Annotated in this window: 9 protein-coding genes; 2 read left to right on the top strand and 7 right to left on the bottom strand. The window is 73.9% G+C overall.

The features are described from left to right. Window positions 1-304: 304 nt before the first annotated feature. The 3 genes from ACFUEL_RS07615 to trpS form a co-directional block, all read right to left on the bottom strand. Window positions 305-1,030: a nucleoside/nucleotide kinase family protein gene (locus tag ACFUEL_RS07615; protein WP_380235125.1), complete on the bottom strand. Its 726-nt coding sequence runs from the start codon at window positions 1,028-1,030 to the stop codon at window positions 305-307. A gap of 10 nt (window positions 1,031-1,040) precedes the next feature. Next, a complete protein-coding gene (locus ACFUEL_RS07610) occupies window positions 1,041-1,970 on the bottom strand; it encodes an LD-carboxypeptidase (protein WP_380235124.1) in 930 nt (309 codons plus the stop codon). 222 nt (window positions 1,971-2,192) lie between these two features. Beyond that, window positions 2,193-3,323: a tryptophan--tRNA ligase gene (trpS, locus tag ACFUEL_RS07605; RefSeq protein WP_380235123.1), complete on the bottom strand. Its 1,131-nt coding sequence runs from the start codon at window positions 3,321-3,323 to the stop codon at window positions 2,193-2,195. Window positions 3,324-3,921: 598 nt separating this feature from the next. Here trpS and ACFUEL_RS07600 point away from each other — a divergent pair. Continuing rightward, window positions 3,922-4,353, top strand: a complete 432-nt coding sequence (locus tag ACFUEL_RS07600; protein ID WP_380235122.1) for a hypothetical protein — start codon at window positions 3,922-3,924, stop codon at window positions 4,351-4,353. Window positions 4,354-4,456: 103 nt separating this feature from the next. On the opposite strand, the gene ACFUEL_RS07595 is transcribed toward ACFUEL_RS07600, so the two are convergent. Then, window positions 4,457-4,999: an NUDIX hydrolase gene (locus ACFUEL_RS07595; protein WP_380235121.1), complete on the bottom strand. Its 543-nt coding sequence runs from the start codon at window positions 4,997-4,999 to the stop codon at window positions 4,457-4,459. Window positions 5,000-5,162: 163 nt separating this feature from the next. On the opposite strand from ACFUEL_RS07595, the gene ACFUEL_RS07590 reads away from it, so the two are divergent. Further along, on the top strand, window positions 5,163-6,059 hold the full coding sequence (locus ACFUEL_RS07590; protein ID WP_380235120.1) for an ATP-grasp domain-containing protein: 897 nt from the start codon (window positions 5,163-5,165) through the stop codon (window positions 6,057-6,059). Here the strand turns inward: ACFUEL_RS07590 and ACFUEL_RS07585 are convergent. The 3 genes from ACFUEL_RS07585 to ACFUEL_RS07575 form a co-directional block, all read right to left on the bottom strand. After that, window positions 5,993-7,501, bottom strand: coding sequence for an MFS transporter (locus tag ACFUEL_RS07585; RefSeq protein WP_380235119.1), 1,509 nt, complete (start codon window positions 7,499-7,501; stop codon window positions 5,993-5,995). The genes ACFUEL_RS07590 and ACFUEL_RS07585 overlap by 67 nt on opposite strands. Before the next feature lie 424 nt (window positions 7,502-7,925). Further along, complete coding sequence (locus ACFUEL_RS07580) at window positions 7,926-11,645, bottom strand: ABC transporter ATP-binding protein (protein WP_380235118.1); 3,720 nt, start codon at window positions 11,643-11,645, stop codon at window positions 7,926-7,928. Window positions 11,646-11,868: 223 nt separating this feature from the next. Continuing rightward, complete coding sequence (locus tag ACFUEL_RS07575) at window positions 11,869-12,576, bottom strand: TetR/AcrR family transcriptional regulator (RefSeq protein WP_380235117.1); 708 nt, start codon at window positions 12,574-12,576, stop codon at window positions 11,869-11,871. Window positions 12,577-12,696: the final 120 nt, after the last annotated feature.

The raw sequence follows: 12,696 nt of genomic DNA, 5'->3' as shown, positions 1-12,696 counted from the left end.
CTCCGGGCGCTTCGTTCTTTCGTGTTTCCAGCTTATCAGATCCGAGCTGCTGCTCTTTCCCGACTCGCTTTCGTCTTCTGCGGCTTGACGCCCCGTCCGACGTTTCAAACTCTAGCCGATCCCCGCTCCTGAAAGCGAATCGGCCGCAATCTCCGGAAAAGCGCACGCCGAGAATGCGAACGGGGACGCGAAAAGGAACGCGACCCGTCACGGATCATCGAACTGGTTTCTCAGGGGATTGGCCGCCCCGGGACCGTCCACACAGATGCGTGTCCGGTGCTCCCTGCCGAGCGACCAGTCAACACTACGCCGGATCGGTGGCGGGTGCAAACTCGCCCGCACGGACCACCCGGTCGCAGGCCGTACGGGTGGTCGTCACGTAGGCGGCGTTGGGGCGGTCGTTGTCGTCGATGCGTCGGCGGGCGGCCGTCTCGTCCTGGCCGCCGGCGGTGTGGCGGGTCAGCAGACGGGCGTCCCGGGCGCTCTCGTCCGCGTCGACGTACCAGAGTTCGCGCAGCAGGGCGCGGGCGTCCGTCCACGGGGTGGTGGGGGCGGCGAGGTAGTTGCCTTCGGTGACGACGAGCCGGGTGTGGGGGCGGATGAGGTGACGGGCGGCGACCGGTTCGTCGAGGGTGCGGTCGAAGTCGGGAGCGTAGATGTCGTGGAAGCGGTCGGTGACGACGCGCTGGAGGAGGGCCAGGTAGCCGTGGGCGTCGAAGGTCTCGGGGGCACCCTTGCGGGGGCGCAGGCCGAGGCGGTCGAGCTGGGTGTTGGAGAGGTGGAAGCCGTCGAGCGGAAGGAGGGCGGCGGTGTCGGGGCCCTCGCGGCGGTTGATCTCCGCAACCAGGAGGTGCGCGAGGGTGGACTTGCCGGCGGCGGGCGGTCCGGTCAGGCCGAGGACGGTGCGTCCGGCGCCGCTGCCGGGGCCGCGGAGCAGGCCGAGGGCTTGGGCCACCACCTGTTCCGCGACGGCGACGGGCTGCTCGGTAGCGGTGGCGGAAGCGGTGGCGGGGGTGCCTTCGACGTGCATGGCTCGCACCCTACGCGCCAGTAGGGCCACTGAGAACAGGTGTGTCCAGGGTGAGCGTGCCGGCGTCGGCGTCGAGGGTGGCGGGGACGCCGAGCGGGACGGTGATCGAGGACGGGCAGTGGCCGAAGCCGAGTTCCCACAGGACGGGGATGCCGAGTCCGCCGAAGTGGTCGAGCATCACGGCCCGCACGCCGTCGAGCGGGCCGCAGCCGTCCCAGGAGCCGAGCACCACTCCCGCCACTCCCTCCAGGGCCCCGTTGCGGCGGAGCTGGGTGAGGATCCGGTCGAGTTGGTAGGGCTGCTCGTTGACGTCCTCCAGGAGGAGCAGGCCGCCGGCGAAGGACGGCCGCGCGCCGGGGGTGCCGCGGTCGGCCGCGAGCAGGGAGGCGCAGCCGCCCATCAGGACGCCGTGCGCCCGCCCGGGGGCGAGGGCGGTGGCGTCGGGGCCGGTGAGGAGGGTGGTGGCGGTGGGTTCGAAGAGGGTGCGGCGCAGGTGTTCGGCGGTGGCGGGGTCGGTGCTGAAGACGGTGGTGCCGGGCATCGGGCCGTAGAAGGTGGGGATGCCGAGCCGCTGGGCGAAGGCTTCGTGCAGGACGGTGACATCGCTGAATCCGACCAGCGGCTTCGGTTCGGCGGCGCGCATCGCGTCCCAGTCGAGGAGGTCGACCATCCGGTGGGCGCCGAAGCCGCCGCGGGCGCAGAGGACCGCGGCGACGTCGGGGTCGAGCCAGGCGGACTGCAGGTCCGCGGCGCGGTGGGCGTCGGTGCCGGCCAGGTGCGACAGCGTGGGGTGGGTGTCGTGGAGGTGCGGGAGGACGGTCACCTCCAGGCCCCAGGTGCGCAGGATCTCGATGCCGAGGTCGAGTCGGGCGGGGTCGATCGCGCCGCTGGTGGCGGCGAGGGCGACCCGGTCGCCGGGGCGGAGCGGGCGCAGGGGCATCCGGAACTCCTTCGGGGGCGCATGCGGGGGGGTGGGGGCGGAAGGCGGTCGGCCGTTGTTCCACTGCCCGGTGGTTCCGCTGTTCCGTCTGCTGACGGTATCCCCCGTCCGGGAACGGCCCATCCCAGCGGTGCCGCTGTCGCTCCGTCGTCCTCCGGGAGGCTGCGCGGGGACGACGGGATGACGGGACGACGGGACGACAGCGGAACGGACCGGCCGGGGCTAGAAGGTGCCCATGGCGGCGCGGACTTCGCCGAGGGTCCGGTCGGCGACGGCGTTGGCGCGGGCGTTGCCGGTGCGCAGGACCTCGCGCAGCACGGTGCGGTCGGCGGCGAGTTCGGCGCGGCGGGCCCGCAGCGGGCGCAGGTACTCGTTGACCGCCTCGGTGGCGGTGCGCTTGAGGAGGGCGGCTCCGCCGTTGCCGATCTCCTCGGCGACGGCGCGCGGGTCGCGATCCTGGCAGAGCGCGGTGAGCAGCAGGAGGTTGGAGACGCCGGGACGGTTCACGGGGTCGTAGTCGATGTGGCGGTCGGGGTCGGTGACGGCGCCGCGGAGCAGCCGGGCGGTCTCGTCCTCGTCGGCGCCGAGGGCGATGGCGTTGCCCCGGCTCTTGCTCATCTTGCCGCCGTCGGTGCCGAGCAGCAGCGGGGCGCGGGAGAGCAGGGCCTGCGGTTCGGGGAAGAGGGCGGTGTAGCGGTCGTTGAAGCGGCGGGCGATGGTGCGGGTGACTTCCAGGTGCGGCAGCTGGTCCTGGCCGACCGGGACGAGGTCGGCCTTGCAGAACAGGATGTCGGCGGCCTGGTGGACGGGGTAGGTGAACATCAGCCCGCTGACGGCGGACTGCCGGGAGTGGGCGATCTCGTCCTTGACGGTGGGGTTGCGGGAGAGTTCGGCGACGCTGACCAGGCTGAGGAAGGGCAGCATCAGCTGGTTCAGCGCGGGGACGGCGCTGTGGGTGAAGATCGTGGCCCGCTCGGGGTCGACGCCCGCGGCCAGGTAGTCGAGGACCAGGTTCTCCGCGTGCTCGGCGGGGTGGTCGGCCCGGTCCCGGTCGGTGATCGCCTGGTAGTCGGGGATCACGATCATCAATTCGAGCCCCCGGGACTGCAGTTCGACGCGGTTGCGGAGCGTCCCGAAGTAGTGGCCGAGGTGCAGCGGGCCGGTGGGGCGGTCGCCGGTCAGGATGCGGTGGTGTCCTTCGGCGGTGGTGGCGATCAGCGGGTTCGCGCTCTCCCGCGTGCCTTCCTGCACGCTTTCCTGCGCGCTTTCCTTCGTACTCTCCGCGGCGGCGGTGTCCCGGTCGGCGGCTCGCACCGCTCCGGTTTCGGCGGGGGCGGGTGCGGGTGCGGTCATGGCGGGTGCTCCTCGGGTGCGGGTGGTGGTGGCCGCCCGCCGGGGTGTGCCCTGCTCCGTCCGAGAGATCGCGCCGGGGCCGCCCTTGCGGACGGCCCTGGAGTCATGCGTGGGGAACGGCCGTCCTAGGACGGCCACCAGCGCAGGCATGACGTGAGAGACATGGTCCCAGCCTAGCCCCGTGCTCGGGGCCCGCAACGGGTTTGTCCCCACGGGCGGGAACCACCGGCCGTGTGCGCACGTCCCTTGGCCCGGCGCGCACCGGTGGTGCAGGATCGGGCGAGCTCGGATTCCGGAGGGCACAGTCATGACCTCGCTCGACCAGAACGCGTCGGACCGACCGTACGGGGACGTCAACCGCCGTGCGGTGAAAGCGGGTTCGGCGGGCAGTGGTGCCGCGGACGCACCGGGGCGGGCTGGCGCCGAGGGCCCGGTGTCGAGTGCGGGTACGGACGTGGGCGGGGCGGGCGTGGGCGCCGCGAGTGCTGCCGGGGCGGTCGAGTGGTCGTCGGGGGCCTGGAGTGTCGGCGAGCCGGCGGGGCGGGTGCGGCCGCAGCGGCGGCCCGCGCCTTCGCGGCGGTTGAGCCAGGTGCGGGCGTTGCTGCCGCGGGCGGACGGGCACCGCGCGGAGGCGGAGAAGGCCGGGGCCGGGGCCGGGAAGGAGATCGGGCCGACGGATCCGCTGGGCGTGCCGATGGGCGTCCTGATCGGCGGGTCCCCCGGGTTGACCGAGGGCACCGGGCCCGCCGGACGGGCCCCGGACCGCCGGGTGTCGGCGCAGTTGCTGCGCTTCGGTTCCGGCACCTGCCAGGTGGTGCTGCCGGACTGGCGGCCGGCCATCGCGGTGTCGGTCCCCACCGAGCAGTTGCAGCGTTCGACCGGGTTGAGCCCGGAAGAACTGCGTTCCGCCCTGCTCTCGGTGGTGATCAACCCGGAGGCGGTGCACGACCGGGAGTTGGGGCTGCGTGACTGGCAGGCCGAGCTGCCGGCGGCCCGCGGACGCCGGCGGGGGCGGCGCCCGGTCCGCTGAGCCGGCGCGGCAGGCACTGCGGGCACCGGCGCGACAGGCAGAGGCAGGCGGCGGCAGGCAGAAGCAGGCGGCGGCGCTGCGGGCGCCGACTCAGCAGGCCCCGTTACGGCCGGGCGGTGCGCGGAGCGGTGTTCGGCACGTAGCCGAGGTGAACCGGCTCGATCGGGCCCGCTCCGGCGTCGCGGAGCCCGGGGAGCAGGGCCGCCAGGTTGGGCGGCCAGGTCGGGTCGGCGTCCGGCGCGGCGAGTTCGTCCGGCGTCCACCAGCGCCAGCCGAGGATGCCGTCGACCCGGTGGACCGCCGCCACGTCCCCCGGCTCCCGGCGCGGGCCGTGCGTCAGGAAGATGTGCTCGTGCTGGCGGACCGGGATGCCGTGCCAGGTGAAGTCGTGCTCCCAGGTGCAGACGAGCGGGCCCGGCCGGAGGTCGGTCCAGTCGGTCTCCTCGTGCAGTTCCCGGAGGGCGCCCTCGACCGGGGACTCGCCGGGCTCCAGGCCGCCGCCCGGAGCGTTCCAGTGCACCCCGACCTCGGAGTTGTCCGACCGGAACAGGAACACCTCGCCCTCCGGTGAGAGCACCAGTGTCCGCGCCGCCTGGCGGGGGCGCCGTTCGCCGACGGGCTTCCGCGCACTCGTGAACCATCGCACCCGTTCACCCTGGCAGAGTCCGGGAGGGGGTGTCGATCCGGTTTCCGGGCAGACCGACGGACGGACCGACAGGTGGGTCGGCGGGCGGTCCGACGCGCAGACCGGTGCGCGGGGTACGGGGTTTCCGGGCTCCCCGCCGACCGGTGGACCTAGTCTGAGCCGCATGGTCGAACCCGCCGTCATCCTGCCGTCCGACCCGCTGTTCCCCCGTCGGGTGGACCCGCACTTCGCCTGGGAGGCGTCGGCGCTCCGGGCGGTGGGCAGCGGTCACGTCCTGCTTGACCACGACGCGCTGCTCGCCGGGGACGCCGAGGCCGCCGTCCGCCGGGTCCCGGCCGGTCCGGGACCGCTCTGGTACCGGGGTTGGATGATCCCCACCGCCCGGTACGCCGAGCTCGCCGAAGTGCTGGCGGCCCGCGGCCGACCGCTGCTGACCGGGCCGGACGCGTACGCGACCGCCCATGAACTGCCCGGCTGGTACCGGACGTTCGAAGCACTGACGCCGACCAGCAGCTGGCTGCCCGGGACGAGTTGGAGCCGGTCCGCGCTGGCCGAGGCGGCGGCCGGACTGGGTGGCCGGGGGCCCGCGGTGGTGAAGGACTACGTGAAGTCCCGCAAGCACGAATGGGCCGAAGCCTGCTACGTGCCGGACCTGGCCGACCTCGACGCGCTGGAACGGGTGGCGTCGCGCTTCGCCGAGTTGCAGGGCGAGTTCCTGGCGGGCGGGCTGGTGGTGCGCCGCTTCGAGCCGTTCGTCCGGGCTGCGGACGGGCGGGCGGAGGAGGCCCGGGTCTGGTGGCTGGACGGTGAACCGGTGCTGGTCGGCCCGCACCCCGACAGTCCGGCGAACCGGGTGGAGCCCGACCTGTCCGCGGTCCGCCCGCTGGTCCGGCGCCTGGGGTGCCGCTTCGTCACCACCGACCTGGCCCGCCGCGCCGGGGCGGGTGCGGCGGACGGGGCCGAGCAGTGGCGGGTGGTGGAGGTCGGGGACGGTCAGGTCAGCGAACTGCCGTCCGGGGCGGACGTGGAGACGCTGCTCCGGGCGCTGCTGAAGGCGTAGTCCGGACGGGCGTCGCGGCCCTCCGGGCGGGTGGACCGCGCCGGGCGGCGCTGCCCGGGGACGCGGGCTACCGGGTGGGTTGTCGGGTGGGCGGCGGAGTGGGCTGAGTGGACGGTGAGGTGCGTGGTGGCGGGTCCGGTCGCGGGGCGCCGCCGGCCGGTGGCCCGACGCCAGGTCGGACGGCCGGTCGGGTGCCAGGTCGGACGGCCGGGTACGGGCCGGAGGCCGAGCGGGCCGCGGGGTGCGCCCACCCGGGCGGCCAGCGTCAGCGGTCCGGCGCTGAGCGCCAGCGTGGCGGCGAGCACTGCGCCCGTTCCCGGGTATCCGACGCCGCTCGCCAGCGTGGCGCCGGTCAGCGGTCCGCAGGCGATGCCGAGGGCGGAGGCGGCGAAGATCTGGACGGCGCGGCGGCCGCTCGGGTCGAGGGCGGCGGCGAGGCCGAGCAGGTGGCTGAGCACCAGCGGGTAGAGCAGGTTCCACAGCAGTTCACCGGTGGTGAAGGCGACCGGGCCGCGGGCCGTACCGGTCAGCAGGGCGCACCCGGCGATCACCAGGGTGCCGAGGCCGATCGGGGCCGCCCGGCCGATCCTGGCCCCGAGCACGCCGGCCGCGATCACGCCCAGCAGGCCGCCGAACAGCGCCAGCGCGAACACCAGGCCGAGGGCGTTCTCCCCCAACCCGGCCTGCCGGTGGCCCAGTTGGCCACTGATGCCCCAGAGCGCGTTCTGTGCCATCGACCAGAACGGGATGGCCAGGACGAGCGCGCCCGCACGGGCCCGTGCCCCGACGCCGGGCGCAGGCCCGCCGCGAGGGTGCGGGTGCGGGTGCGGGGCAGTGACGGTCCGGGTCCGGGCCCCGGCTTCGGCCCCGAGCCCGGCCCCGCGCGGCTCGTCGGCCCGCGCCGGGGCGGTCCGACCGGGCCGGGGGACAGCGGCGGCCAGGGCCACCAGAGCCGCAAGGGCGAGTGCGGTGAAGGGCGCCGCCGGCCCGCGGCCGAGGTGCGGGAGCAGCAGGTAGAGCCCGGCCGCGGTGCCCGAAGTGGCGAGCAGGGCACGGACGGTACCGCGGTGCGGGTCGGACGTTCCGGCGATGCCCGTGGTGCCGACGGCGGTGGCCGCGCCCGCGCCGAGGCCGGCCATCACCAGGGCGGCGGTGAGCAGCGGCAGTTGCGGTCCGGTGGCGGCGAGCCCGCAGCCGAGTGCGAGCAGGGCGAGGCCGGTCCGGGCGGTGCGGGCCGGACCGAGGGCCGCGACGCGCCCGGCGAGTAGCAGCGCGACGGTGGCGGAGGCGAGCAGCAGGACGCTGCCGAGGGCCCCCGCCCGGGTCGGGGTCAGCCCGGCTCCGCCGGTGAGGCGCCCCACCAGGGTGGGCAGCAGGTAGGCGGGGAGTTGGCCGACCGCGTAGAGGGCGACCGGGGGCGGCGCGGACGCGCGTGGGCGCATGGGCGTGGGCCTCTCGACCTGGTGACGGGCTGGTGCTCCCGTCCCCTCGATCGGTCGCCCGTTCTGTGTACCAGGCGTGCCGCCGGTGGTGGTGGCCGGTGGCCGAGTCGCAACCGGTGAGCTGCCCAGTTGCGTCCCGGCCGAGACAGCTCCGTGATCGAACGGCCTTTTGCTCCCAAGGCCGCCGCTCCTCCCCCGGTCATCCCGGCCACCCCGGCCACGCCTGTCCCCGCCCCGGGCCGCCCCGGGCCTTCCGGCCCCGAACCTTCCGGCCCCGGGTCGGCGAGCAATGGTCCTGGCAGGAGCTACCCGCCGACCAGGACGGCAAGCCGGCCGGGCCGCCGCGCTGCCGGGGCTGAGGCCGTGGCCGGGCCGCCGGTGCCGGCCGCCGACCGGCTGGCGCGGGGACGGCCCGGTGCCGGGCTCAGCCGATGGCCGCTGCGGGCTGCCCCTCCGCAATGAAGGCGCTCCACAGCTTGGCGTAGGCGCCGTCACGGTCGAGCAGTTCGGCGTGGGTGCCGTCCTCCACTATTCGGCCGTGGTCGAGGACGACGATCCGGTCGGCCCGTTCGGCGGTGGTGAGCCGGTGGGCGATGACCAGGGTGGTGCGCCCGCCGCTGAGCCGGTCGGCTGCGTGGTTGACGGCCGCTTCGGTGGCGAGGTCGAGCGCGGCGGTGGCCTCGTCGAGGAGCAGGATGTCGGGGTCGACCAGTTCGGCCCGGGCGAGGGCGATGAGTTGGCGCTGACCGGCGGAGAGGTTGCGACCCCGGGGTGCGACCCGGTGCTGGTAGCCGCCGGTCAGCCGGGTGATCATGTCGTGGGCGCCGACGGCCATGGCCGCCGCTTCGACTTCGGCGTCGCTCGCGTCGGGGCGGCCGTAGGCGATGGCGTCCCGGACCATCCCCGCGAAGAGGTACGCCTCCTGCGGGACGACGCCGAGCCGGTGCCGGTACCCGTCCAGGTCGTAGCTGGTGAGGTCGGTGCCGTCCACCCGCAGGGTGCCGCCGGTGGCGTCGTAGAACCGGGCGACCAGCTTGACCAGGGTGGACTTGCCCGCCCCGGTCTCGCCGACCAGGGCGACGGTCTGGCCGGACGGGATGTGCAGGTCGATGTTGGAGAGCACGTCGGGATTGCCCTCGCCACCGCCGTTGTAGGCGAAGCTGACGCCCCGGAAGTCGATCTCGCCGCGCAGTTCGCCGACCGGGACGGGGTGTTCGGCCTCGGGCGTGCTGGTCGGGGTGCGCATCAGGTCGCGGATCCGGCCGAGGCCGACGGCGGCCTGCTGGTAGCCGTCGAAGATCTGCGAGAGCTGGTTGACCGGCGCGAAGAACAGGTCGATGTAGAGCAGGTAGGCGACCAGGGCGCCGATGGTGAGGGTGCCGTTGTCGACCCGGGAGGCTCCGGCGATCAGCACCAGGGCGGAGGCGACGCTGGAGAGGAACTGCACGAACGGGAAGTACAGCGAGATGTAGAGCTGCGCCTTGGCCCTGGCGTGCCGGTAGGCGAGGCCGCGCTCGACGAAGCGCTCGGTGTTGGCGTCCTGCCGGCGGAACGCCTGGACGATCCGCATGCCGGCGACGTTCTCCTGCAGGTCCGCGTTGACGGTGCTGATCAGGTCGCGGGAGACCTGGTACTGCTGGGCGGACTTCTTGCGGAACACCAGCGTGGCGATGATCAGTGGCGGGAGCACCGCGAAGACCACCAGGGCGAGGCCGGGGTCGATCACGATCAGGGCGGCGAAGATGCCGAAGAAGGTGAGGACGCTGACCACGGCGGTGACCACACCGGTCTGCAGGAACGATGAGATCGAGTCGACGTCGGTGGTCATGCGCGTCATGATCCGGCCGGTCAGTTCCCGCTCGTAGTAGTCGAGGCCGAGCCGGTTGAGGTGCGCGAAGATCTTCAGCCGCAGCGTGTAGAGGACGCGTTCGCCGGTGCGGCCGGAGACCTTGCTCTCGGTGGCCTGCACCAGCCAGTCGAGCAGGACGACGGCGAGCGCCAGCAGGGAGGCGGTCGCGACGCCGCCGAGCGCCGCCTTGCTGACGCCGTCGTCGATGCCGTGCCGGATCAGGACCGGCAGGGTGAGGCCGGCCGCGGTGTCCAGCGCGACCAGGAAGAGGGCGAGCAGCAGGGGGCGGCGGAACGGGGCGAGCAGCCGGGCGAGGCTGAACCGGGGGTCGGCGGCCTCGGCCCGTTCGACCGGGATGTCGGGGGTGTCGGTCGCGGGCGGCAGCGCGGCGACCTTGGCGAGCAGTTCGGTGTCCGTGCCCGGCTTCTCGGCGGCCGGGGCGGCGGCCTGTTCGGCCGGGGCACCGGCAGCGGCCTGCTCGGGAGTTGCTTCACCGGTGGGGGCCGCCAGTGCGTCCGGGTCGGTGATCAGCGACCGGTAGCGGGGGCATCGGGCGGTGAGTTCCTCGTGCGTGCCGAGGTCGATCAGCCGGCCCGCGTCCAGCACGGCGATCCGGTCGGCGAGTTGCAGGGTGGAGCGGCGGTGGGCGATCAGCAGGGTGGTGCGACCGGCCATCACGCTGTGCAGCGCGTCGTGGATCTCCGCTTCGATCTGCGGGTCCACCGCGGAGGTGGCGTCGTCGAGCAGCAGGATGCGCGGGTCGGTGAGGACGGCCCGGGCGAGCGCGATGCGCTGGCGCTGGCCGCCGGAGAGGGTGAGGCCCTGCTCGCCGACCTTGGTGTCGTAGCCGTCGGGGAGCTCCTGGACGAAGCCGTCGGCCTGGGCGATCCGGGCGGCGGCCCGGATCTGCTCCTCGGTCGCCTCCGGGTGCCCGTAGGCGATGTTGGTGCGGACGCTCTCGGAGAACAGGAAGCTCTCCTCGGGCACGATGCCGATGGTGGCGCGCACCGAATCGAGGGTGGTCTCGCGGACGTCCTGCCCGAACAGCCGGACCGTTCCGGCGGTGGGGTCGTAGAAGCGGGGCACGAGCTGGGCGACGGTGGACTTGCCGGAGCCGGAGGAGCCGACCAGGGCCAACGTCTCGCCCTGGGCGAGCCGCAGGCTGAGGCCCTCCAGCACCGGGACGCCGTCGGGGACGCTGCCCGGCTCGGGGTGCTCCTCGGCGCGGTAGTGGAAGTCGACCCGGTCGAGCTCCAGCGCGGGGGTGCCGGGCGGGGCGGCGTCCGGGTCGAGCGGGCGGGCGTCGGCGGGTTCGGAGACCAGCGGGCGCTGGTCGATCAGTTGCAGGACGCGCTCGACGCCGGCACGGGCCTGCTGGCCGACGGTGATCACCATGGCGAGCATCCGGACCGGGCCGGTCATCTGGGCCAGGTAGGTGGAGAAGGCGACGAAGGTGCCGAGCGTGACGTCTCCCCGGACGGCGAGCCAGCCGCCGGCGGCGAGCACCGCGACCTGCCCGAGTGCGGGGACGGCCTGCATCGCAGGGGTGTAGCGGGCGTTCAGCCTGATCGAGCGGAGCCGGGCCGCGAAGAGCTCGCGCGAGGCGCGCTCCAGCTTGCCGCGCTCCTGCGCCTCCTGGCCGAAGCCCTTGACCACCCGGACCCCGCCGATCGCGGCGTCCACCACGCCCGCGACCTCGGCGGCCTGCTGCTGGGCGGCCCAGGTCGCGGGGAACAGGCGCTTGCGGCTGAGCGTGGCCAGCCACCACAGGACCGGGCCCATCACCAGGGCGATCAGGGTGAGCGGCGGGGACAGCCAGAGCATGACCGCCAGCGACATGACGAACATCAGGGCGTAGCCCGTCATCATCGGCAGCATCGACAGCAGGCCGTTGACCAGTTGCAGGTCGGAGGTGGCCCGGCCGACCACCTGTCCGGTGTCCAACTGGTCCTGCCGGTGCCCGTCGAGCCTGGTCAGCGAGCGGAACAGGTCGGCGCGCATGTCGTGCTGGACGTCCAGCGCGAGCTGGCCGCCGTAGTAGCGCCGGACTTGGGTGCAGAGGAACACCACCGCCGCCGCGACCAGCAGCAGGACCGCCCACGGGGTGAGCGGGCGGCTGTGCGCGGTGATCACGTCGTCGATGATCAACTTGGTGATGAGCGGGACGATCGCGGTGACCGCCATGCCCACCAGGGACGCCCCGAAGGACAGCAGCAGGTTGCGGCGGTACCGCCAGCAGTAGCCTCCGAGCCGACGGAGCCAACCTCGCTCGGGGAAACCATGAGTCTCGGGCATATTTAGTGATGCTAACCATTCGACCGGTTGAGCGTCCATCGGATTCGAGGGCGCATGGAAGGCTGAACGACCTCGGGCCGAGCTTCCTTCCCGCCTACAGGTTGCCCCGTGGCACCGTGGTGCGCCTCATGCGATCGGCCAGACCTGGGTCGGCCGATCGTCCTAGGCGAGGGGTGTACTCAGCCCCACCCCCGGCCTGCGCCCGAGTACCGGCTCCCGTGGCTCAGGCGGTCGTACGGGCCCGATCGACCTCTGCGGCGGCCGCCGCGAACGCCCCCTGGGCCAGTGCGCGCAGCAGGGCGACCATGCTGTCGCGGGCCAGCCCGGCCCGCTCGGAGCCGGACTCGGCCTGGGCCCCCGGGGCGCCCGGGGCGCCCGGGGCACCGGGAGCGTTCTGGACGGCCTGCGGCGCGGCGCTGTGCGGGGTGGAGTTGAGCAGGCCGAACACCGCGTGCACGGCGGCGCGGGCGACCGGTTCCGCCCCGGGGGCGGCCAGCGGCGGGAACGCCTCGCGCACCACCGCGACCCACAGTTCGACGTAGCCGCGCTGGAGCCGGCGCACCCGGCGGCGGTCCGCCTCCTTGAGGTGGAGCAGCTCGCGGTCGTGCAGGGTGATCAGGTCCCGGTCGTCCAGGGCGAAGTCGATGTGGCCGTCGATCAGGGAGTCGAGCGCGGCCCGGGGCCCGTCGGCATCGCCCTCGCGGCGCCGGCCCTCGTCCAGCAGGCGTTCGCTGATGCCGACCAGGAGGTCGGCGAGCATCGCGTCCTTGCCCGCGAAGTGGCGGTACAGACCGGGACCGCTGATGCCGACCGCCTTGCCGATCTCGTCGACGCCGACCCCGAGGAACCCGCGAGCGGCGAAGAGCCTGGCGGCCTCTTTCCGGATCTGGTCACGGCGTGGGAGCGCGGGGGCGGTGGCGCGGTTGGGCATGCTGCCCATCGTAGACAGTCGGGTTATCGATGGTTAACCTGGCCACAGAGTTAACGCTCATTAACACGGGCTGGCCGGCTCGCCCTTCGGCCTGCCCGGATCCGAATCCGAGGGCAAGGG

Source organism: Kitasatospora sp. NPDC057198 (assembly GCF_042670125.1).
Taxonomy (GTDB): Bacteria; Actinomycetota; Actinomycetes; order Streptomycetales; family Streptomycetaceae; genus Kitasatospora.
This window is presented reverse-complemented; position numbering and strand designations above follow the sequence as displayed.